Source organism: Flammeovirgaceae bacterium SG7u.111 (assembly GCA_034044135.1).
Classification (GTDB): domain Bacteria; phylum Bacteroidota; class Bacteroidia; order Cytophagales; family Flammeovirgaceae.
Window position 1 is genome coordinate 5,295,407 of the sequence record CP139021.1, and the last position, 23,310, is coordinate 5,318,716.

Annotated in this window: 23 protein-coding genes; 12 read left to right on the plus strand and 11 right to left on the minus strand. The window is 41.9% G+C overall.

The features are described 5' to 3' along the window. Positions 1–132: 132 nt before the first annotated feature. The 4 genes from R9C00_20545 to R9C00_20560 all read left to right on the plus strand — a co-directional run bounded on the left by R9C00_20545 (position 133) and on the right by R9C00_20560 (position 3,699). Entirely contained in the window at positions 133–411 is a 279-nt protein-coding gene (locus R9C00_20545) for a hypothetical protein (GenBank protein WPO34092.1), read from the plus strand. A gap of 18 nt (positions 412–429) precedes the next feature. Next, positions 430–618 (plus strand): hypothetical protein, encoded by a 189-nt coding sequence (locus tag R9C00_20550; GenBank protein WPO34093.1) that lies wholly within the window; start codon positions 430–432, stop codon positions 616–618. 110 nt (positions 619–728) lie between these two features. After that, positions 729–1,349 (plus strand): NUDIX domain-containing protein, encoded by a 621-nt coding sequence (locus R9C00_20555; protein ID WPO34094.1) that lies wholly within the window; start codon positions 729–731, stop codon positions 1,347–1,349. Continuing rightward, positions 1,324–3,699 carry a WG repeat-containing protein gene (locus R9C00_20560; GenBank protein ID WPO34095.1) on the plus strand — a complete coding sequence of 792 codons (2,376 nt, stop codon included), beginning with the start codon at positions 1,324–1,326 and terminating at the stop codon, positions 3,697–3,699. Before R9C00_20555 ends, R9C00_20560 begins: the two co-directional genes overlap by 26 nt. 78 nt (positions 3,700–3,777) lie before the next feature. Here the strand turns inward: R9C00_20560 and R9C00_20565 are convergent, their stop codons facing one another. After that, entirely contained in the window at positions 3,778–4,776 is a 999-nt protein-coding gene (locus R9C00_20565) for a type IX secretion system membrane protein PorP/SprF (protein WPO34096.1), read from the minus strand. Positions 4,777–5,215: 439 nt separating this feature from the next. Here R9C00_20565 and R9C00_20570 point away from each other — a divergent pair, with 439 nt between their 5' ends. Both R9C00_20570 and R9C00_20575 read left to right on the plus strand, forming a co-directional pair. After that, positions 5,216–5,932, plus strand: coding sequence for a porin family protein (locus R9C00_20570; GenBank protein ID WPO34097.1), 717 nt, complete (start codon positions 5,216–5,218; stop codon positions 5,930–5,932). A 119-nt stretch (positions 5,933–6,051) separates the two neighbouring features. Further along, complete coding sequence (locus tag R9C00_20575; protein ID WPO34098.1) at positions 6,052–6,657, plus strand: DUF445 family protein; 606 nt, start codon at positions 6,052–6,054, stop codon at positions 6,655–6,657. On the opposite strand, the gene R9C00_20580 is transcribed toward R9C00_20575, so the two are convergent. Both R9C00_20580 and R9C00_20585 read right to left on the minus strand, forming a co-directional pair. Beyond that, the gene (locus R9C00_20580) at positions 6,638–7,099 is read right to left on the minus strand and encodes a hypothetical protein (protein ID WPO34099.1); all 462 of its coding nucleotides are present in this window, start codon (positions 7,097–7,099) and stop codon (positions 6,638–6,640) included. The genes R9C00_20575 and R9C00_20580 overlap by 20 nt on opposite strands. Positions 7,100–7,288: 189 nt before the next feature. Beyond that, positions 7,289–9,004, minus strand: a complete 1,716-nt coding sequence (locus R9C00_20585) for a peptide MFS transporter (GenBank protein WPO34100.1) — start codon at positions 9,002–9,004, stop codon at positions 7,289–7,291. 780 nt (positions 9,005–9,784) lie between these two features. Here R9C00_20585 and R9C00_20590 point away from each other — a divergent pair. Beyond that, positions 9,785–10,156 carry a T9SS type A sorting domain-containing protein gene (locus tag R9C00_20590; protein WPO34101.1) on the plus strand — a complete coding sequence of 124 codons (372 nt, stop codon included), beginning with the start codon at positions 9,785–9,787 and terminating at the stop codon, positions 10,154–10,156. Positions 10,157–10,205: 49 nt separating this feature from the next. Here the strand turns inward: R9C00_20590 and R9C00_20595 are convergent, their stop codons facing one another. Together R9C00_20595 and R9C00_20600 are read right to left on the minus strand one after the other, a co-directional pair. Then, entirely contained in the window at positions 10,206–10,634 is a 429-nt protein-coding gene (locus R9C00_20595) for a peptidylprolyl isomerase (protein ID WPO34102.1), read from the minus strand. A gap of 75 nt (positions 10,635–10,709) precedes the next feature. Continuing rightward, positions 10,710–11,087 carry a diacylglycerol kinase family protein gene (locus R9C00_20600; protein WPO34103.1) on the minus strand — a complete coding sequence of 126 codons (378 nt, stop codon included), beginning with the start codon at positions 11,085–11,087 and terminating at the stop codon, positions 10,710–10,712. A 457-nt stretch (positions 11,088–11,544) separates the two neighbouring features. Between R9C00_20600 and R9C00_20605 the strand changes: the two genes are divergently transcribed. Next, a complete protein-coding gene (locus tag R9C00_20605; protein WPO34104.1) occupies positions 11,545–12,567 on the plus strand; it encodes a pirin family protein in 1,023 nt (340 codons plus the stop codon). Between the two features lie 83 nt (positions 12,568–12,650). On the opposite strand, the gene katG is transcribed toward R9C00_20605, so the two are convergent. Further along, positions 12,651–14,915, minus strand: a complete 2,265-nt coding sequence (gene katG / locus R9C00_20610; protein ID WPO34105.1) for a catalase/peroxidase HPI — start codon at positions 14,913–14,915, stop codon at positions 12,651–12,653. Positions 14,916–15,435: 520 nt separating this feature from the next. Here katG and R9C00_20615 point away from each other — a divergent pair. From R9C00_20615 to R9C00_20630, 4 genes are all read left to right on the plus strand, one after another. Further along, positions 15,436–16,773, plus strand: a complete 1,338-nt coding sequence (locus R9C00_20615) for a vanadium-dependent haloperoxidase (protein ID WPO34106.1) — start codon at positions 15,436–15,438, stop codon at positions 16,771–16,773. Positions 16,774–16,918: 145 nt separating this feature from the next. Then, entirely contained in the window at positions 16,919–18,247 is a 1,329-nt protein-coding gene (locus R9C00_20620; protein ID WPO34107.1) for a DUF5103 domain-containing protein, read from the plus strand. A 297-nt stretch (positions 18,248–18,544) separates the two neighbouring features. Continuing rightward, a complete protein-coding gene (locus R9C00_20625; GenBank protein ID WPO34108.1) occupies positions 18,545–18,871 on the plus strand; it encodes a hypothetical protein in 327 nt (108 codons plus the stop codon). Next, positions 18,853–19,551 (plus strand): transposase, encoded by a 699-nt coding sequence (locus R9C00_20630; GenBank protein WPO34109.1) that lies wholly within the window; start codon positions 18,853–18,855, stop codon positions 19,549–19,551. Before R9C00_20625 ends, R9C00_20630 begins: the two co-directional genes overlap by 19 nt. Before the next feature lie 19 nt (positions 19,552–19,570). Here the strand turns inward: R9C00_20630 and R9C00_20635 are convergent, their stop codons facing one another. From R9C00_20635 to R9C00_20655, 5 genes are all read right to left on the minus strand, one after another. After that, positions 19,571–20,209: a hypothetical protein gene (locus R9C00_20635; GenBank protein WPO34110.1), complete on the minus strand. Its 639-nt coding sequence runs from the start codon at positions 20,207–20,209 to the stop codon at positions 19,571–19,573. A gap of 139 nt (positions 20,210–20,348) precedes the next feature. Then, complete coding sequence (locus tag R9C00_20640; GenBank protein WPO34111.1) at positions 20,349–21,179, minus strand: alpha/beta hydrolase family protein; 831 nt, start codon at positions 21,177–21,179, stop codon at positions 20,349–20,351. Positions 21,180–21,280: 101 nt separating this feature from the next. Next, the gene (locus R9C00_20645; protein WPO34112.1) at positions 21,281–21,580 is read right to left on the minus strand and encodes a hypothetical protein; all 300 of its coding nucleotides are present in this window, start codon (positions 21,578–21,580) and stop codon (positions 21,281–21,283) included. A 58-nt stretch (positions 21,581–21,638) separates the two neighbouring features. Beyond that, positions 21,639–22,118: a hypothetical protein gene (locus tag R9C00_20650; GenBank protein WPO34113.1), complete on the minus strand. Its 480-nt coding sequence runs from the start codon at positions 22,116–22,118 to the stop codon at positions 21,639–21,641. 36 nt (positions 22,119–22,154) lie between these two features. Next, positions 22,155–23,267 (minus strand): adenylate/guanylate cyclase domain-containing protein, encoded by a 1,113-nt coding sequence (locus R9C00_20655; protein WPO34114.1) that lies wholly within the window; start codon positions 23,265–23,267, stop codon positions 22,155–22,157. Between the last annotated feature and the right edge of the window lie 43 nt (positions 23,268–23,310).

A 23,310-nucleotide genomic window follows, 5' to 3' on the forward strand; every position in this document is an offset into this window, starting at 1 on the left:
ATTTGAAAGCCATCCTGACCTGATTTCGGGATGGCTTTTTTGTGCACTCTATTTCTTGTTGTAAAAAACACACAAAAAGAAGTAGTATTTAAAACCCAAACCTACTATGATTGTAAAAAAAAGAGACAAACTATGCAATCTACTGGAGCTCTATTAAAAACTGTTCTGACCGAATCGAGAGCAAAATTATTAGCAATCCCCGAAAAGGAGAGCGAGAAAAAGCCCGCACCAGACAAATGGTCGGCGAAGGAAATTATTGGACATCTAGTGGATTCGGCATCGAACAACCATCAGCGTTTTGTACGCACCAGCTTCCAAGACCACATGGTTTTTGAGGGCTATGCCCAAGACGGTTGGGTAGAACTGCAAGCCTACCAGTCGACCAAGTGGGAAGACTTGATTGAACTCTAGTTCCAGTTCAATTGGCACTTGGCAAATGTGATGGAGGCTATCCCCGAAGAAGCCAAAACCAAACCGTACACCCAACACAACTTAGATAAAACTGCGTGGAAACCTATTCCCCGATCAGAACCTGCCACCCTCATCTATTTCATGGCGGATTATGTGGGGCATTTGCAACATCATTTGGGGCAGGTTTTTGAGATGCAGGATAAATAAAAACTACTGTTTCATTTTCTACCACTCTTATCCCCAACCCTTTTCCCCCATAATTCCCTAGGAAAAGTATGAATCAGTATATTTGGCACTTCATTCACTAATGAGACTCAATGAAAATATTTGCCAACGACATTCCATTTGAAATAAAATCCATTGCCGAAAAAGACCAGCTCAATGGCGCAAAATATATCCTTGCCAATGCCAGCAAAGAACAGGTCATGAAACATTATGAAGCCGTTTGCGAAGGTCGGATCAGCGGCGCAGCAGCTAATCTTGTATTTTTGGTTTCAAACCCCGCAGAGGTAATTGCTTCGGTAAAAACCGAGTTTAAGCTGATAGAAGCAGCGGGAGGTATAGCCAAAAAAGAAGGTAAACTCCTTTTTATCAAACGGCTTGGGAAATGGGACTTACCCAAAGGGAAGCTGGAAAAAGGCGAGCAAAAAGATGAAGCGGCACTGAGAGAAGTAGAAGAAGAATGCGGGGTAAAAGTGAAACTGGAGAGGGAAATTGGCACCACTTGGCATACTTATGTGCACAAGGGAAAGCACGTACTCAAATGTACTTATTGGTACGAAATGGCTTGTACCGACGACAGCCAACTCACCCCGCAACTGGACGAGGCCATTGAAGAAGCCGTTTGGTTTTCTCCTTCGGAAGTAGAAGAAATCGCACTAAAAAACACCTACCGATCTATTCAAGATATTTATGAGCAATACAAAGCGATACGATAAATCAGCCATTTGCCTACTTGTACTTTTAATATCATTGGCAACACCTGCATTTTGCCAAACGGAGCTTGTACCCTTTCAAGACACCGATTCTGAGCTTTTTGGGTACACCAACGGTGAAGGAGGAAAAGTGAAGGTCAAAGCTACTTTTGAAGCTGCAAGCCCTTTCAGCGAAGAAGGCTTTGCCAAGGTAAAAACAGAGGGGAAATTCGCACTTATCAATAAAAAGGGAAAGCTTGTTTCGGAAGCGGCTTTTGACCAACTAGGCTGGAGCGACGACCCTTCCCCACTCCACCCCGTCCGCTTTTACCAAGATTTCTGCGGCTACAAAAGTGGAGAGCTTTGGGGCTTTATGGACAAAAAAGGCAACATCTTGCTCGACCCGACCTTTTCCTCCATCAACTATTTTAAGGACAACCTTGCCATAGCAGGCAAAGAGCAGGAAGGAAAGCTCAAGTTTGGGCTAATAGACACCGAGGGTAAAATCATTCTGCCCATCCAATTTGATGTGGTGGACTTGGATACGAAAAGCGGCTTGGTGAGCGTCAACAATTCCCTCGGCTCACGCATCAACATAGGACTTTATACTTCAGCAGGAAAAGAGCTTGTACCTTGCGAATTTGCCGAGATCGAAACTCTTCCAAGCGGTTTGTATAAGGTTAAAAACCAAGAAGGTTTTTTTGGACTATACTCCAAAGAAAAAGGGAAGCTACAAGATGCTGTCTTTCAAGAAATAGCTGCTTTTGAGGAAGGAAAAGCAGTCGTTAAATACAACTATCGCAACGGGTTGATAGATACAGAAGGAAAAGTCTTACTCGACTTCAAACATAAAAAAATAACAAAAAACGAAGGACATTATACAGCGACCCCTTTTCCTCTTTTCCAACTTAGCAATGCTAGCGGAGAGATAAAAACCGATTTTTATTACGACAGCGTCGCTTGCAAAGGATATGACACCTACCAGTTTTTCATTGAGACAAAATTCGGGTTGACCAACGCAGAAAACAGCATCCGCTTTTTCAACACTTATGACTCTCTTGGCGAGTTTACAAACGGCGCTGCTGTGGTAAGGAAGGAAAACAAGGAAGGTTTGATCGATTCTTTGGGGCAAGAGCTCATTCCCCTCAGCTATAAAGCTATACAATTTGAATCTTCTGGATTGATCCGTTGCATCTCTTTTGCAAACAAACACGACCTTTTTGACTTTGAAGGAAAAAATCTAACGGAAGGAAAGTTTGATGCCATCAGCCCATTTTCCGAAGGGCTTTACTGCATGGACAATTACGGTGCTATGCGCTTTTATGACCAAAACCTACAGCCTGTTTTTAAAGAGGCTTACCAAAATATCTCTCCATTCGTAAACGGCTTTTCTGCGGTAAAAAAAGACGGCTACTATGGCATAATCAATCGAAACGAAGAAACGGTAATCAGCCCTTATATTGACAGCCTCATAGTGATCAATGAGCTATATTTTGTCTTTTATGACAACGAAGAATGGGGCACGATAAGCACAAGGGGCGTCGAGCTAGCCCACCTAAGCACATCAGTGAGCTTTGAGCGCATGAAAGATGGGTGCCTCAAGCTGAAGGAAGGCAAGAAATACGGAATGCTCAACCGCTACGGCTCCCAGATTTTACCCATTGCTTACGATTCTATTTCCAGCATCAGCGAAGACAGGATGGCGCGGATTTACCAAAATGGACGCATGTCTTATATGGACACAGAAGCGCACGACATTCCTACCGGAAATGAGCTCGACAACTTAGAAATAGTAGGAAGCCATGCGGAGAAATATTTCCCCGTAAAAATGTACGGCACCTTCGGATTTGTTGACTACCTTGGTCGTTTGCGGGTAACTGCTCGCTACGATAGCGTCTCGCAGTTCAGCCAAGGTTTTTGCGGAATAAAGCTCGGTGGGAAATGGGGCTATATGAACAAACTCGAAAAGATTGTCATCCAACCAAAATACCAGACCATCAGCCCATTTGACTCGATTGGGCATGCCATGGTCACTAACAGAGAGGGCATGGGCGTGATAGACAGACAGGAAAACTTCGTATTGAACATTGGCTACGATCGAATAGAAAAAAACGAATACGGACGATTCATGGTGTGGCAAAATGACAAACCAGGCATTATCGACATCAGCACAATGGAAAATATCTTGCCGCTCTACGACAGTATTGTCGATTGTGGAAACGGCTTGGTGATAGTAGAGCGAAAAGGAAGATTCGGTTTGAGTAAAATCAATGGAGAAACAATAGTTTATCCCGAGCATGACAAGATCAGTTACAACCCATTGGCAAATACCTATTTCTTGATCAACAAATCCTCAAGTTACCAATACCCTTAGGGTGTGTACATTGAGAATACAAAAAAAGGAGAACAGACCTAGCCTATTCTCCTTTTTTGTATTGGAAAAGAACCCTGTTTAGTTCACTCCATAAAAAGCTGGGCATCTTACCCGAGACTTCCCATTACTCTTTTCTGATTTTGGCTCGAGAATAATAGAAATCTCATGGCTAGGGCCAAAAGACCTCGAACTGAACACCCTCATATCGTAACTATACCCTATCCAAAGAGGGCCTTGCTGAATACCCGCCAAAAAGTTGATCGAATCTTGCTGCCCAAGCCCTTGCACTTCCGAGCTACTGGTAGGCATTCCCCTATACCATGCCCCAAGCATAATAGGCTTATAATAAAAATTCACCCCTGCATCCAACTGATCGAAACTCCCTTGGCTTTGGTAATGCACCGCAGGCGAAAGATATGACCTATCAGGATCAAATTTATCGATAGGGATTTTCAGCCCAGCATGAAGGTTGAACCTCAACGGAAGGCTCATCTCCCCTGCTTCTGTTATTTTTTTAGGTTGGTTTAGATGAAAAAGCGAAAGCCCTGCCCAATATTTTTCACTGTAGATCAAAAAACCCGCAGAAATATCGACCATACCCGTTTGTGCACTGGCAAAGGTTTCTTGAGAATCGCCCCCATTGTCTATCTGGTCGCCAAAGAGCAAGTCGCCGTACCCAACGCTCCTGAGCACATATCCACCAGAAAGACCCGCCCTAAAGAAGGTGTTTTGGTTCAAGCCCACTTCGTAAGCATAAGAAAGATTGATATGGTTAGAAGAAAGCCCTTGCGTGGAGAGCCTATCGTTCATAAACATCACACCTATTCCACTGTTGATGTCCTCCAAGTTCTTATCGAAGGATACCAGATTGGTTTGAAAACCTCCTGGAATAGACATGAGGTGCCTACGGTAAGTGGTCGCCAAGCGATAATTGGACACAGCCCCCGTAAAAGCTGGGTTCATATACAAAGGCGCAGCATAAAACTGAGTAAGGTTGGGGTCTTGCGCTTGGGCATTTTGGCTGGTCATTAACCCAAAACTCAGTAGGGTCAGGATGTATGCTAAAATTATCTTCACTCTTCTCAAAATTCTCTTTGTTGGTTTAGTGGAAGCCGAATGCCCCCAAATATCTTTCAGTCATGGAAATATCGGCAATTACCATGCTAAGAGCATGATTAGACTTTACCTATTTCGCTACAAATACCTACCTCAAGAACCTCACTTCAAAATAATATTTTTTTCTGGGCCGACACTCGGTAGCGATGCTACTGGGACGCCAGTCCGATAAAAAATATTCTTATTTCGTGAGAACCTTGATCTAGTCATTTTCGCTTGAAAACTTAAAGCCCAAACATGCTCTAACAAAAGGCGAATATGGCATGTTTTTTTGGCTTACGGTAATTCCTATTCAAACTTATTTGGAACTTGGTTTTCCCCTCACTTTCTTTGTAGACCAAATGGCAAAGTGTGAGCCAAATTATTCTAGCTTGCCATTTCAAAGAAACTACTCTTTACAATGATTGAGAAAAAATCAACAAAATATATTCTTTTGGGCTTTGCTTTCGCCCTGTTCCTATGCGGAAAACAAGAGGCAAAAGCGCAATTTAGCATTGGGCTAAAAGGAGGTTATAACTTTAGCAGCGTCACTTTTGAACCAGATATTAGCACAGAATTTCGAACTGGTTATACGGGCGGCCTAGTGTTCAGAAACAGCATTAAACCCAATGTGGGACTAATTGCCGAAATAAATTACACGCAAAAGGGCTGGACAGAGCTTTTTCCCCGCACCGATATCCTCGATGCCCGAAGGGCTTATTTTGAGTACGATTACATAGAAGTCCCTTTCATGACCCACATTTATTTTGGTGGAGGCTTCGCCAAAGTAATCCTTAACCTCGGTCCTCATTTTTCTTATTTGCTTTCGCAAAATTCTTATGCAGAACTTGCCCCCGGCGATGAAATCACTTACAACTACACCGAAGAAAACACCATCAAGTTTGAATACGGGATTTCTATAGGTGCTGGACTGCGCTTTAACTTGGGCAAAGCTGGGGATTTGCATGTGGAATTTAGGGCTGCACAAGGGCTGAACAACATCTTAGACAGAGAGCAGCCAGACACGCCAATAGGCTCGCAAAACCTTGCCATGGGCGCACAAGTAACCTATTTTATCAATATCGCTGGATCTGACCCTACCAAAAAAGCAACGAAAGATGCTCCAGAAGGTGACTAGCTTCCCTGTTCAATTGTTTTTATGATAATATGATTTGATATAAATTTGCCTCCGTACCTAAATGGAGGTATTTTTTTGAAACACCTTATATTCAACATACTAATAGAAGATTCTGACAAATGCTTATATATTCCATCCCTTTCATTTCTGCAGCCATAGGCTGGTTTACCAACTTTGTAGCCATCAAAATGCTCTTTCGCCCACGCGAAGAGAAAAACTACGGGCTGTTCAAGCTCCACGGCATTTTCCCAAAAAGAAAAGAAGTACTTGCCGAGCGCTTGGGCAAAGTAGTCGCTAGGGACTTGTTCAATGTGGACATGATCGTGGGCAAGCTCGACAACGAGGCTAATCGGGAGCAAATAAAAACTCATATTGAAAAAGAACTAGAGGAGTACCTAAGGGTAAGGCTAAAAGCTAGCAACCCGATGCTGGGAATGCTCCTAAATGATAAAATGATTGTTCAGATCATGGAGAAACTTTCTGAGATGCTTGATGAATCTGTCCCCAAACTGATGGGGCAACTCACCACAAAGGTGAAGGAAATCGACATTGAAGAAATGGTTTACCAGAAGGTCAGCAACTTTTCCAATGAGAAACTGGAGGCTTTGCTCATGTCGGTAATCAAAAAGGAACTTGCCTTTATAGAATGGGCTGGGGCTGTGCTCGGGTTCATCATTGGCCTAGTCCAAATCGGCATCATCTACCTTAGCGAGGGGAGCTTGTAGCCTTCGCTTTTTCACCAAAAACCCGTTTGTAAATAGGCTTTCTATACACAAACTGTAGCCAGATAAGTGGGGTAAAAAACCAAGTCATGAGCTTTCCATGCGACTGGAAACTAACATCGTCGATTATTTTTGCCCCACCGTTCTCACCTTCCACTATCACGTGCCTATGCTTCCATTTTTTTATAAAAAAAGGAAGCTCACTTCCTTCGTCTACAAAATAAAAACCGTCCCCTTCTCTCCCATTATCTGTGATATCACTGACCCATTTTTGCTTAAAAAGCAGGAAATTCAGTTCTATCGCCACCCTTGCTCCTTTTTCATTTCCCCCAAACTCCAGCAACCTCGCCTTGGGAAAAGGAGGTACTAATTTCTGGAAAAGCGATTCGCCAAAATTTTCCCACACATACTGGGGGGCGCAAGCAACTGAGGTGGTTATTTTCATTGTTTGGTATTGAAAAATGTTGAAACATTTGAGCTACCACCTAACCCCCTACTTCCCCAAATAGTTTATTTGTGGAAATGCTTTTATACCAAGAAATTGTTTTATGTTTCATCTACAGCGGTATAAAAACAAAACCCCGCAGTACCAATGCACCACGGGGTTATTATTTTCAAACTATACCTAGTTCCTTTATTCTACTACTACATCCTCGGCGTTGTGAGTCAAGGCCTTTAATTTCTTGAAGAACACCAACAAGAGCAAGCCAAACGCAATGGAGAAGCCAGCTATGATGGTAAATATCCTCAGTTCATTGTTATTCTGAACCTCTCTTACCAACAGAGTCCCTTCAAAATTGGTATTTTCCGTTATCTCTTCTGCCACCCCTTCTTCTTCTGTAATAGGGTTAAGGCTGAAGATCAACCCTATCTCGTTATTAAAATCTTCCGCAACCGACATCACTTCAGATTTCAAGTGTTTACTATCACCCTCTACGAAAGTAAGCAAAGGCTTGATTGCCGTTCCCGAGCCAGTTGCTATCAGCTCATCCCCTTGCTTCTGCACAACTGCCTCTACCGTGAGGTAACCTAAGTCAATATCTTCGTCTTGGAAGTTAGGGGCTATTTCCATAAGCTCCGAATAAGAAATCTCCACCTTGGTCGGCTCACTCTGGGCAGCTTCACCTAAGGAAGCCGCCAGCTTATTGCCCACGCCTGTAGCGGCAAAGTAAATACCCATCATTAGGGATGCATATTTTACAGGGGCGAGTTTTGTGATGAAAGAAAGTGCCGTAGGCGATACGCACAACTCCCCAATAGTGTGGAACAGATAAGCCAAAAGCAACCAATACATACCCGACTTGTAATCACCAGATGCTTCGGTCTCTAAGGTTGCGGCAGACATGAAAAGAAAGCCAATCCCCATGATGATGGTACCAATACCCATTTTAAGAAGCGTAGAAGTTTCTTTTCCTTTCAAAGCCCTGTTAGCCCAGAAGCCTGCTACCACCATTCCAAATACCATGATGTAAAAAGAGTTGACCGATTGGAAAACTCCCGCTGGGATTGTATAGTTGAAAAGCCCAATAAACCTATCCGTTTTGTACTGGGCGTATATGTTCATAAGCCCACCGGCTTGCTCAAATGCTCCCCAGAAAACCACTACGATAAGGAAAGAAATAAGAAGGACTACTATTCTATCCTTTTCAATTTTGGTAAGCGGCTTATCGTGCACGCCAGACTTATCTTTTACTTTCTCGGCAGGAACAAAATCACCAACCCCAACCAAATACTTCTGACCATATATAAATAACAATTGCCCCAAAAGCATTCCAATGCCAGCTAGCCCGAAACCAGCATGCCAACCATATGCATCGGCTACCACGGCAACTAAAATACCTGACAAAAATGCTCCAACATTAATTCCTATGTAAAAAATAGTAAAACCTTGATCTCTCCTAGGGTCGCCTTGTTTGTACAAGCCCCCCACCATAGTAGAAATATTGGGCTTAAGGCAGCCTACCCCCAACACGATCAACACCAAAGCCGAATAAAAAGCTAGCATTCCAGGGATAGCCATTACGCCGTGGCCCACTACCAGTAGCGCACCACCAAGCATCACCGATTTTTTCTGGCCTAAAAAGTTATCGGCCAGCCAGCCACCAGGGATAGACATAAGGTAAACAAACATGGTATAAAACCCATATAAACTAAGAGCCTCCGCCGTTGTCCAGCCGAGGCCCCCTTCTGCCACTGATGATACTATAAACAACACGAGGATGGCCCTCATGCCATAATAACTGAAACGCTCCCACATTTCAGTGAAAAATAATATGAATAACCCTTTTGGGTGGCCTAGCCATTCTCCATGATCCACTGCTAATGCATTCCCTTTTTCACTCGAACTCATCTTATCGTAGTTTAATTTTGTTGTTGTTTTTTGTAGTTTATGAAATGACTCTATTTGGTTAAATTTAAGTAAATCGCTGCAAATTCATATACCTTCCTCAAAAAATCATATTTCCATAAAAAAGCTTTACTGCCTTTTTTGAGACCAATCAGCATTTTTTCAGTATTTCCTCAACAATCCACCTCTTCTTTTCTAAAAAAAATACTATCGGAAAAGACAGGTTGATGTAAGCATTTTTAGAAAAAACAACTTTTTTGGAAAAGTTTAGTCGGCTAACGAAGTAAGGTTACTCAATAAGTTTTAACTAAGGTTTATCTGTAAATGAGTAAAACTCTCCTTTTGGAAGGTAGAATACTAATTACCAACACTTCACAAACAATACAATATTTTTAGGAAGAAAAATAGCTTTTATTATCCCCTCAGATAACTTTTTCCTATAAAAATTCGTCCTAGACAAATGAAATCTTACCTAAGACAAAAAATTATATCTTTTTTTAATTAAATTGTCTCTGATTGAAATAAAGATTAGAAAACACAGGCTTTCATTGAAATTTTGATAAAATGAATGGGTGTAATGTTTTGGCAAAACTAAGACCAACTATTGGAATTTATAACTGTTATAATTGTAACATCAACCATTAAGAAAACCACCCCTTTCAACCCCTACGGTTTTCGAACAGCTAGCAAAACATCCCACTAACAGTGATAACCTCACTACCGTCATTTGTTTATCTATTCATTTGCATAAAAATAAGTTGAACGCCACTAATCCGATCAAATATGAAGAAAATAGTACTTAGTTTAATTTTTGGAATTTACTTAATAGGTTTAGCCCACTCCCAAGACTTAGTGGACCTGACCGACAAAAACAATGACCGGCTGCTTTCCAACAGAAGCATCGATATTTCCAACTTATACCCCAACCCAGCCAATCAATACGTCGTGTTTGATTACTTGGTGTTGAATGACGACACTAAAGCGACCATAACCTTTAGGAACGTACTTGGCAGTGAGATAAAAAGCTATGAGCTTTCACACATGGAATCGAGCCTGATTGTTTCACTCGACAAGTTTAGCTCTGGTATTTACTTTTATACCCTATCGCTCAACGATAAAAAGCTGGTAACAAAAAAATTCATCGTCAAAAAATAAAGGATCGCCGTTACTGGCGATCCCCGATATTGATTTTACTTCTCTGGAACTACCCTACAATTTCTACAACTTCTATCTCAAAATTCAAGTCTTTCCCAGCCATTGGATGATTAGCATCTAATATTATTTCCGTATCTGTTTTCCCCTTCACTACCACAGGAATCTGCTGACCTTGGTTGTTCAACATTAACTGGTCTCCAATATTTGGATTCATGCCTTCTGGCAAAGAAGTCAATGGAAAACTTACCACATTGTCGTCACTTGCTTCTCCATAAGCTTCTTTAGCAATAATTGCGACCTTTTTCTTCTCCTCAACTGTCATTCCCCTCACAGCCTCATCAAAGCCTTTGATCATAGAACCATCACCTACGGTAAATTCAAGCGGTTGAGAACGTGCAACCGAAGAGTCAAAAACCTCCCCATCGTTAAACGTCCCAACATAATGTACTTTAATCTTGTCTCCTACTTTAACACTCATGATTACTGATTTTTATTAAATAAACAGTACACCGAGAAATTACCCCCAATGTAATTTTGATTTTAACTAGGGCGATTAAGCACCTATGCCTAACCAGCCGATGAGATAAGGGGAAAAAACTAGTATCCCAACTATCCCTGCAAATACGACCGACAAGAACACTGCCGCAGCGGCAATATCTTTCACCCTCCCCGCTTTAGGGTCGAATTCTGGTGAAACGATATCAACTATACCTTCTATAGCAGTATTGAGCGCCTCGGTAATCCAAACCGATAAAATGGCTGCTACTAGCCACATCCATTCAAATTTGCTCACGCCAAAAAAAAAGCCAGCAATTACCACCAAACCGCCTACTGGCAAATGGAAGTAAAAATTATGGTCGGAAAGCAAAAACTTCAGTCCGCTAAAGGCATGACGAAAACTTTTGAGCTCTTTTATGAGATAAGCCAGCATCGATGTACTCCAAATTTAAAGGCAAAACTACAAGGCTTTGACCGCTATCCAAAAACATAGGGGATAATCCTTGAATTGTTTTGAGAATTTAGGGTGAATTATTGCTAATCAACAAAAGACTTCAAACCCAATTCAATCAAGTTGTGATTCAATACTTTTCGGCATTACTTCAAACCTAGAGATGAAACAAGATCTTAAGCAACAAACACACATTCAGTTAAATGCTAACAACTATGAGCTTAATCAACAAAACCCTCGTCATCTTTTTCCTTCTACCCACACTAATTTTTCTCATTTACCTTTTCCCTACTCCTCACATGTTCATGGTTACCTCATTGCTAGGTGGGCTACTCTTCGTTTACCAAACTTTAATGGTATTGAAAGACAAAGGCGCCTAACTAACAAATCCACCATTTCCTTGTTGGGTAATGTATCGGAAATCAAATACCAACAAAAAATGGACTCGGATAAAATCATTCAGATAAAACCAATGAACTTTCCTTGGGAAACCCAAGACCCCTTTCTTTTTTGCGCTCACCATAGGGACGAATACCCTGCGGGAAATGGCAAAATGGGAGTTGATTCAGCCCATTTGCGAGGCAGAAATGTAGGGCAAGATTTCACCATAAAAGATGGATGGCGAATGTACCACGGAAGTACAATTCCAGGCTTCCCTTACCACCCCCACCGAGGGTTTGAAACGGTAACCATCAACAAAGAAGGCTTTGTAGACCACACCGATTCCCTAGGTGCAGCAGGCCGCTTTGGCGCTGGTGATGTACAATGGATGACCGCTGGGAAAGGCGTTCAGCACTCCGAAATGTTCCCCCTCTTAAAAGAAGATGGTGGAAATACCTTAGAAATCTTTCAAATTTGGCTCAACCTGCCCAAGGCTAGCAAGTTTGTAGAGCCTTCGTTCAAAATGCTTTGGAAAGAAGAAGTCCCTGTTTTAAACGTAAAAGATGCCCAAGGAAACACTACGGAAATAAATGTGATAGCTGGGGAGCTAAACGGTACGCAAGCTCCTGCACCCACACCAAACTCTTGGGCAGCAAACCCAGAAAACTATGTGGGGATTTTTACTATAAAAATGAACCCCAATGCGCAATGGACACTTCCAGCCACTGGTTCGGAAGCAAATAGGGCGGTATATTTTTACAAAGGAAATTCTTTGAAAACAGAAGGAAAATCTCTCTCAGAATACCATATGGCTTATCTAAAAGCGGATCAAGACATTCATCTGGAAAATGGTGAAGGTGAAGGTTTTTTACTCGTATTGCAAGGCAAGCCCATCAAAGAACCCGTTGCCCAGTACGGTCCTTTTGTGATGAACACCCAAACTGAAATCCAAGAAGCATTTGCCGACTACCAGAGAACTGAATTTGGTGGCTGGCCTTGGCCCGAGCGAGAGCAAGTTCACGGCAAGGAAAAAGGCAGGTTTGCCAAACATGCTGATGGAAGAGAAGAAATAAAATCGTGAAATATTGGAAAAAACAAGCAACTTCCAAATAATGAGAGCCAGCCCACTCCGGACTGGCTCTTTGAGTTTTTGCTATTTACTATCTATTGGTAGACCAGATCAAACCTATCAAGCTTCATCACTTTGTCCCAAGCTGCGACAAAATCATAGATAAATTTTTCTTTTGCATCGTCGCTGGCATATACTTCTGCCAAAGCCCTCAGTTCCGAATTTGAACCGAAAATGAGATCTGCACGGGTAGCAGTGTATTTCAATTCTCCTGTTTTTCTGTCAAGCCCATTGAACAATTCCTTGGTCTCATCAGCCTTTTTCCACTCTGTGCTCATATCCAACAGGTTGACGAAGAAATCGTTATTCAATTCATCTTTACTGTCAGAGAAAACACCTTTCTTAGAACCATCGTAGTTGGTTCCAAGTGAGCGCATTCCACCTACCAACACCGTCATTTCAGGAGCAGTTAACGTAAGCAATTGTGCTTTGTCAATCAGTAATTCTTCTGTTGAAATGGTGTATTGGGTTTTCAAATAATTGCGGAAACCATCGACCATCGGCTCAAGCAAGCCGAAAGATGCTATATCCGTTTGCTCTTGCGTAGCATCCATACGACCAGGCACGAAGGGTACATCTACTGTATAGCCCGCATTCGCAGCCGCTTTTTCCACCGCAGCAGCACCTGCCAACACAATCAGGTCAGCCATAGATACTTTCTTTGCTCCAGATTTTGCATTAAAATCAGCTTGGATTTTATCATACACAGCCAATACTTTGGCTAATTGCGCTGGGTTGTTCACTTCCCAATCTTTCTGAGGTGCCAATCGGATTCTTGAACCGTTCGCACCGCCTCTCCTATCTGATCCACGATATGTAGAAGCTGATGCCCAAGCTGTAGTCACCATTTCACTTATGGTCAAACCTGAATTTAGGATAGTTGATTTTAAGTTTGCGATGTCTGATTTATTGATCAATTGATGATCCACCGCAGGAATTGGGTCTTGCCAAATAAGGTCTTCTGTTGGTGCTTCCGGTCCCAAATAGGTTGTTTTTGGACCCATATCTCTGTGGGTTAACTTGAACCAAGCGCGGGCAAAAGCATCGTTGAATAATTCAGGATTTTCGTAAAACCTTCTAGATATTTTCTCGAAACTAGGATCCATTCTTAACGACAAATCCGTAGTGAACATCGTTGGTTTGTGTCTTTTTTCAGAATCATAAGCATCTGGAACAGTCATTTTAGGCTCGCCTTTGGCTACCCATTGGTGAGCTCCTGCAGGGCTTTTGGTCAATTCCCACTCGTGCTCAAACAAGCTAAAAAAGAACATGTGGCTCCACCTTGCTGGAGTGGACGTCCAAGTTACTTCCAATCCTGAGGTAATAGCATCAGCTCCTTTTCCAGATTTATAGTCACTCTTCCATCCAAATCCTTGCTCCTCGATATCGGCAGATTCAGGATCATGGTTTACATGTGAAGCATCGCCAGCACCGTGAGCTTTTCCAAGTGTGTGACCACCGGCAATCAATGCTACAGTTTCTTCTTCGTTCATTCCCATTCTACCGAAAGTTGCACGAATATCGTCTGCAGCTAGCAAAGGGTCAGGGTTTCCGTTAGGTCCTTCAGGATTCACGTAAATCAGCCCCATTTGTACAGCAGCTAATGGATTTTCAAGCTCTCTATCGCCAGAGTAGCGTTTTTCATCCCCTAACCATTTCTTCTCAGCTCCCCAGTACACATCCAACTCAGGCTCCCATACATCTTCTCTACCACCTGCAAATCCGAATGTTTTGAACCCCATATCTTCCAAAGCCACATTACCTGTAAGCACCATCAAATCTGCCCAAGAGATCTTTTTGCCATACTTTTGCTTGATCGGCCAAATAAGACGTCTCGCTTTGTCCAAGTTGGCATTATCAGGCCAGCTGTTTAGCGGGGCAAAACGCTGTTGCCCTGCACGAGAACCCCCACGCCCATCTGCCGAACGGTACGTGCCTGCACTGTGCCAAGCCATCCTGATGAACAAACCTCCATAATGACCGAAATCGGCAGGCCACCAATCTTGCGACTCTGTCAACACTTTCCTAATATCACTTTTAAGCGAATCATAATCCAAGCTATTAAACTCCTCGATATAATTGAAACTATCCTTCATTGGGTTTGACAAAAAGGAGTTCTGACGTAGAATACTTACATTTAATTGGTTGGGCCACCAATCTCTGTTGGTAGTCGGCTTCTCTTTTTTAGTAGCTCCCGATTCTCCATCGGCTTCTACCATTTCTTGCGCCTTCTTCTCTTGGCATGCAGGAATAACCGCACTCAAGGTCAATAAGGTTAAAAATGCTATTATCTTTTTCATCCAGTTTTATATTATGGTTATCAAGTAATTTCAATGCGAAAGTACGCTATCAAGCCCTATATTTAACACTTTGTACAATTGCATTTTTTAATACACCTATAACCAAAACTTATAGTTTAAAATATTTTATTTATTAACATAATATACAAGCAACCAGTATATCAAGTAGTTAGTGGCTTATACTACTAGGTTGCCATTTAAGCATGCTTATCTATTATTGAGAAGCTATGTGGAAAAAAGGTGGACAATGGGGGCTACTTGCAGTAAGGAGAAAAAGCGCTGGGTTTCAAAAAAGCTTAATACTCACCCTCAGCTACAACACTAGACTTTCCCCCCATCACATATGATCCTTACACCACAACCTAAAAAAAATATTGAAGCCTATTCTTAGGCTTCATTGCCAAAACCGCATGCTATTTGTGTAGCTTAACAGACTACAGTCCAAAAAGGCACGTTTAAACACCACTTCAATGGGCCCTAATTTTTAACATTAAACTTTTTCACACGAATCCTTAGAATTATGACAAAAAAACTCACCTATTTCCTTGCCTTCCTCCTGACAACAATCTCCCTAAATAGCTGTAAGGATGATGAGGTAGTACCAACAGATGGCACATCAGATTTTTCATCGGAAGTAATATTATCTTGGGTTGAACTTACGCTTCAGCTAACAGAAGAAACCCCAGGTTTTTCCCCACCAGTGGCCGCCCGTGTGTACGGCTATTCGGGCTTAGCTCTTTATGAAAGTGTGAGGCACGGAATGCCAGGCTATAAATCTCTTGAAGGACAAATTACAGACTTCAGTATCGGCACTATCCCAAGCATAGAAAACAATGAAGAATACCATTGGGGAGCGGTCGCCAATGCCACTTTGGGCGTATTCCTAAAAGGTTGCTTCAAATCAACGTCTGCGGCAAACTTGGCGCTAATGGATGACTTGGAAGAAAAATATGTAGCAAAATTCAAAACAGAAGCACCGGAAGAGGTGGTAAACCGCTCAATAGCCTATGGGCAAGCTGTAGGAAATGTAATGATAACTTTTGCCAATAGCGATGGACAAGAAGAATGTTACAAAAACAACTTTCCTGCATCGTATGAAGTCCCTGTAGGAGAAGGCCTTTGGGAACCTACAAGTGCGTCAACGCCAATCCCATTGCAACCCTACTGGGGAAACGTGAGGCCTTTCATGGAAAAAAATGTTGTTGACATGCTCCCTATTGCCCCTCCTGCATTCTCAACTGATCCAACGTCTACGTTTTACCTTGAAGCCAAAGAAGTGTACGAAGTAGTTCATAACCTAACCGAAGAGCAAAAGAAAATTGCTGAATTTTGGAGCGATGACCCAGGAAATACAGCCACACCTCCAGGGCACTCTTATTCTATCATGATGCAAATTCTAAAAGATGAAAACGCCGACCTTGCACGCACAGCTGAAGTATATGCCAAGCTTGGCATGGGTGTTCACGATGCTTTTGTCTCATGTTGGCATGCAAAATACGAGTATAATTTAATAAGGCCTATCACTTATATTCACGAGCATATGGACGATACTTGGGCCATTCCATTGAGTACGCCTCCATTCCCAGAATACACTTCAGGCCACTCAGTCCAGTCAGGGGCCACTGCTCAGATCTTGACAGACCTCTTTGGCGATAACTATGCTTTTGTGGATAGAACCCATGTAAACCGTACCGACATAGATGGTTCGCCTAGGTCTTTTACCTCTTTCTTCCATTTTGCTGACGAAGCTGCCATAAGCAGACTTTATGGAGGTATCCATTACCGCGCTGCCATAGAAGTTGGGGTAGAGCAAGGAGTAGGTATTGGAAAAAATATAGCGACATTAAAGTTTCAATAGACCATACTTTCGCCTAACTGAAGAGCCGCCTAACAGCGGCTCTTTTATTTTTTCTCTATTCCCCCATTCCTAGCTGCCAGGCCACACTTAGCTTTATTTGATTATCTTTAGCAGATTATCATTTGCACTAAGATTTAACTAACCAATGGCTAATTTTTATTTTAGAGTGTTACTTACTGGCTTGCTGGTGATAGGTTCTGCTTCGAGTTCTTTTGCCCAGCTGGAACAATGGCTTTCCCGCCACGATTATGCTGTAGACAAACGGCTTCGCTACGAAAACTATGTGTATGAGAACACCATCAGGACAGTACGCTTGTATCCCTTGGGCATTATGCCAGGAGAGCTTACCGATTCGCCTATGATTCCGCTAAGCCAGCCTTATGGTTTTTTACTGGAATTTGATGAACTGGCCGAAGACGCAGATCAGTACAAAGTCAAATTCGTCCATTGCAACTTTGACTGGAAATCATCTCAACTCCAACCTATTGAGTATTTGCACGAGTACAATGAATTCTATATTATGGATTTGGAATATTCTATGAACTCGAAGGTAGACTATGTTCATTATATGTATCGCTTACCGCGATTCAAGGTATCGGGAAATTACCTAATGATCGTTTACCGAGAGAATGAGGACGATATAATAATCACCCGAAGGTTTGTGATTTATGAAGAAACGGCAACCATAGGTGCCAGGGTAGAAGATGCAATGGGCAGCGAAGAAGGCAGACGTAACCAAGTAGTGAAGTTTGAGATAAATTATGGTGGCATACAGCTAGACAGACCCGAACAAAATGTGTTTGTTGCCTTAAGACAAAACTACCGCTGGGACAATGCCATTATGGACTTGAAGCCTCTTTTTGTGAAGGAATTCCAAGGAGTGTTGGATTATAATTACTTCAACCGAGAAAATGAATTCAGTGCAGGAAACGAGTTCAGGGTAGTCGATTTCCGAGATTTCAGCACGTTTAATATCAAAACAGTCAACCGCTTTACAAAGATGGACCAAGTAATAGTGCTACCCGAAAAACCAAGAACAGGTAGGGTCTACAACCGGATGGACGACCGTGACCTTAACGGCAGGTTCTTGATCCGAAGTTCAAACACCCAAGATGCTCATGTTGAGGGCGACTATGTGGAGGTGATTTTCACTCTTGAAACTCCCGACCAATACAAAGATGGTTATGTGTATATTTTGGGGAGTTTTAATGACTGGCACTTGGAGCTAGAAAACCAAATGCAATATGTGCCAAATGAAAATGCCTACAAGGCAAGTATGCTAATGAAACAAGGCAGGTACGATTATTACTATGTAATCTACAACCCTGAAACTGGCAAAAGAGATGAACTCACCATTGAAAGCAGCCATAGCGATACCAGCAACGAATACGATATCATTGCTTATTACCGGTCAATAGGCTCACGAGGAGATAGGGTAATTGGCTACAAATCTATTAGGAAATCGAGACGATAATCAAGATAAAAATGTAGGTGGGAGAACTACATAAATCATTCTCCCACCTACCTTAGATTTGTGCAGTTGTATTATTCGAAGGATTGTATTTACTTGGGAAAGCAACTAATCATTCTTTTGGCCAAGAAGGGAACAAGCGACTTAATCCCTCCTATGAACAAGATTCATGTGTGTACCAAATGCTTGTCTCCCTCCTGGGCATAGGCCTATATAAGAGTTTGCCACCGTTAAGGTAGTTAGGCTGTGCACCGGGACCTTGGCCTCCAGATTTTGTCCAACATAAAAATACGGATAACCATGGAATTTAAAAACTTTATCGGCATCGACATCAGCAAAGGCACCATCGACCTTGCCCTCTTGACCGGGCACGGCGAGCTGGCCAGCCTCAAATGGGACAACGACGGGAAGGTGCTGTCCAAGGGGCTACGGCTTCTTTTCAAGGAGCATGGGCTCGACAAAGAGACGGCCCTGCTATGTGCGGAGCACACGGGACAGTTCGGCAACAAGCTTGTAGAGACATGCCTTTGCCTGGGGCTCAACCTCTGGATGGAATCGCCCTATGCCATCTCCCGCTCGCAAGGGCTCACAAGGGGAAAGACGACAAGGTGGATGCGGCCAGGATAGCATACTATGCCAAACGGTTTTCTGACAAGGCAAAACCGGTACGACCTACATCAAAGGCTATCAGCAAGTTAAAGCTGCTATGCGCCGAGCGGGACCTTGCCGTCAGGGACCTGTCCAAGTACAAGGGGCAGCTAAAACAAGAAGAGGGGTTCCTCGACAAAGGGTACTTTGTGGGGAAGACAAAAAGGGTAAAAAAGATCATGTCCGCCTACGAGAAAACGATCAAAGAGATCGAGGGGGAGATAGACGTGCTCATAGAAAACGACCCCGACATCAAGGACAACTTTGACAATATCGTCTCCATCGAGGGGGTGGGCAGGCAGACCGCTATCGCAACGATCGTCGCCACGGAGAATTTCCAGAAGTTCGACGACCCCAGAAAGTTCGCCTGCCATATAGGCTGCGCCCCGTTCAGATACCAATCCGGCACGAGCGTCAACTCAAGGAACAAGGTCTCGCACAGGGCAAACAAGAAGCTCAAAAAAATCTTCCACCTGGCCGCTCTCTCCACGCTCAGGACCAACGGGCAATTGAGAGAATATTTTGACCGGAAGCTCGCCGAGGGAAAGCACAAGATGTCCATCATCAACGCGATCCGTTCAAAGCTCGTCCACCGAATCTTTGCCATCGTCAAACAAAACAGGAAATATGAAAAAATTTATACCCATACACTTGTTTAAACCATAAGAGTACATTTTCTTAGCGTTCCTCAGGACTTTCGTACTCAAGAGACATCGCCCATTTGTCCATAGAAAACCCATCTTCCCTCATGGAAAAGCTAATGGTATGCTCTCCCTTTTCTTTGATGTCCAAATAAATCAATTTTTCTACGCCACAGTGAACCTCTTCTGTACGCTGCTTGCTATCCCAAGTCCATTGCTTTTTACCCTCGCACCATTGCATGCGGTTGCCAGACTCTGGCCATTCCCCATCTAGCCCAACATGCACACCGTTATCTTCCGAACCTGTCGAATGCGTCCGTACCCACACATAATATTTGCCCGTAGTCTTGAATTTAACTTTGTAAGAGACGATGGCCATTTGCCCGGCCTCATTAGAAAAGTTTACTCCTGCGGTTAGTTTGTCGTCATGTGTTTTACGGGTATCGGGAAGAATTTCAATATAGGCATCGCCCGAAGCTCCTTCCAATAAATTTTCATCTGCTATTTCGGGAACTGCTCCTTTCTTTACCACATACCATTTCCGCACATCGTCTTTAGTTTGTGAAACGAAGTCTTCTGCTTCTACCTCTACAAAGCCCTTCTTTTCTTTGGCGACCTGTGCAGATGCAAAAAATGATACAAACAACAAAGCGATAATCAATTTCATTTTTTTCATATTTAGTTTTTTTGTAGTATCTATATCCAGATAAAGTTATCCGATCAACCCAGACAAACATTCCCTTCGTCAAGAATGTGAAGAAACGAGGAAAGAATATACTGCAATTTTGGAGATAGAGCATCAAACCAAAGAAGAACTATTCTTTCTCCTGAGAATTAAAAAAATCGTTGAAAAACAAGAGTTGGTATGTGATAGAATTAGCCCAATATTCCATGTTATGCTCGCCTGGTCGCTCTATATAATCATGAGGAATATTCCTATCGACTAGCTTCTGGTGAAGCTGCTTGTTCACTCCATAAAAAAAGTCATCTACCCCGCAGTCTATAATCAGCTTTAGGCTATTCTTTTTCAGCAAATAGACCATATTGATAATGGTATTCTCTTCCCAATTGCTTCTGAATTCGCTGTATTCCCCTATTCGCTTGGCTATGTCCCAATTTCCGGGAAAGGGTCGGATATCTACCCCACCGCTGGTACTTCCCGCAGCCGCCCAAATATCTTGGTGCCTAAATGCCAAGTACAAAGCTCCATGGCCGCCCATGCTCAAGCCCGTAATTGCCCGCCCATTTCGGTTGGTAATCGTCTTATATTCAGCATCTACCTTCTGTACCAGCTCTTTAGCAATGTAGGTTTCATACTGCATTTCCTCATCTATCGGGCTGTCGAAATACCAGCTATTGAACCCACCATCGGGGCATATGATAATAAATCCATATTTGTCGGCATAGTCACCGAGGTCAGGGCGGATCTGCATCCAATCCGTATGGTCGCCAAAAGCCCCGTGCAGCAAGTACAGCACAGGGAGCGCTTCGCCTTTTGGGTCATAGGAATCGGGTAAGAGTACGATGTTTTTGATTGTCCCCATCGCTTTGCTTTCTACCAGAAGTGTATCTACTGCGGAAGCTTTTGCAGCAAAATTGCCTACCAATAGCAGGGTAATTGTAAGAAGGTTGAATTTCATTTTCATGTGTTAAAAAAGTTTAGGCTCAAAAATAAGGCAAGTTGGAATATTCGCAAGGATGGGTGGAGATAAACAAACTAGCTCTTACCTAATTTTTACCCTCCAGATTAATAGGGTAATGCAACTTTAACTAAACCAATATTATTGAACTCAAACCTACATTTTAATTCTTCTTTTATTCTCTGCTTCCATTGATTACCATAAATGGTTGATTTTTTTTCCTCATACGAATCTTTCTCTGGGCAAAAAAGGTTAATGCTTAATCCATTTTCAATTGGTTCATATTGCCATTCTGCATTTATTATTTGCTTACTATCATGGAGTGATTGAAAGTAATAATCTGCGAATTCAAAGAATTCTTCAGAGTCTACATGCTCACCCTTTATAGTTAATTTTACAATGTTCATTTTTCAATTATTGCTAACGGTCTGGCTAAACTATGCTTTAATGCAGTTTAAGGTATTGTTAGCGATGTATTTTATTTTCAAATTCATAAATTTCGTTCTCGTATCTGAGCTTAAAGTCATTTCCATTATCATATTCGGCAGGATTGACATATGATATTACTCCAGTATTTGACTTCAAAAATTTCTTTAGTCGGAGATAATATTCAGATTCTATTTTTAGAGTTCCATTGAAAGTTAAACTGAATACTAATTGATTATCACTTGTAACATTAACTCCAACCATAATTTTATCAGGGTTGTCACCATACTTATTCCAATAAAAGGCTTGTCGAACACTTGGAGTTTCTATGTAACAACTAATCATTTCATCTTCTGATTCAAATTCATAGTCTTCATCATCAGGTTTACCAACGTAATCCAAATTTATTGTCTCATATTCTGGTATAAATTCATTTAGCACCGAATAGATTAGCTCTTTAGACTTTTCCTGAACCAAAACTTGACAAACTATATCTTGTATGTATTCCAATTCATTCATTTTCTAATTCCACCAACGTTTAACGTAAACTGCGTTTTAATTCAGATTACTGACTTGTTTTTGGGAAGTTACGCTAAAAAGTTCTTCTTTCTTATTTCTTCCTTTCAGTTCTATCTCTCCTTTAGAGCTATATTGATAGTTAGAATGGGGTAATAATTCTTTAATTGCACCTGAGATCAGTAAGTCAGATTTTAATTCCTTACAAAGACTTTGGATTCTGGCGGTCGTATTTAAGACATCCCCCGTAAATACGATTTCCTTTTTTAGAGCCCCAATTTCTCCAATAGTGACTTCACCGAAATGAATCCCTGCTTTGAAACCAATTTCAAAGCCAAATTCATGAAATAAAACTTCTTTTTGTTCATTGAGATGATCTCGTATGTCAAAGAAGCATTTGATGCAGTTTGCCTGGTTAATCCCCTTGCTAGCCTTCCATGAAATCACGATTTCATCTCCTATGTACTGGTAGACTTCACCGAATGAATTGATGATGGGGTCTGACATAATATTGTAATAGGTGCCCAGTAATTTGAAGTATTTTATGTGGCCTAGCGCTTCGGCTATGGTAGTCGAAGATTTCATGTCTAGGAACATGAAAATCCGCTTTTCAATTTTGGGTTGATGGTATTTCCCAGAAAAAAAATTTAGAAACAGATGGTGTCCTAAGTTTTCACTTATTGTTGAATAGATCAAACTGACAATTACCCTTACAGACAAATGAAATAGGGTAACAAAGAAAGTTATACTTACTAGGAATCTGCCTAATTGTTGCCAAGTATCAACTGCTAGCAAACTTACACCTGATTCTAAAGATAAAGCTAGAGGATAAAGGATGACGATAATTATAACAAATAAGGTGAGGTAGGTGAAGAATTTGTAAAAAAGCTTGACCCATAGTGATTGATTTGAGAATCTCTTTTCTAAATAAACTACTTCTAAAGTCCCTAACATAAGTCCAACCACGGCATTCGCTATGCTAGCAAAAATGAGCACAGGGACGGTCAAGGCAATAGCAGTATCTGGATTGAGGTTTTGGTTATGTGTTACTCCGAACTCTGTTACATCAACTATCCATCCACTCAATACCCAGATTATCCCGAAGGGAATAATCCTTGAAATGTTTCTTTTCGCTTTTGGAGTTATTTTCACGTTAAGTTGACAATGTTAGATAAATATAAGAAATGATGAATTA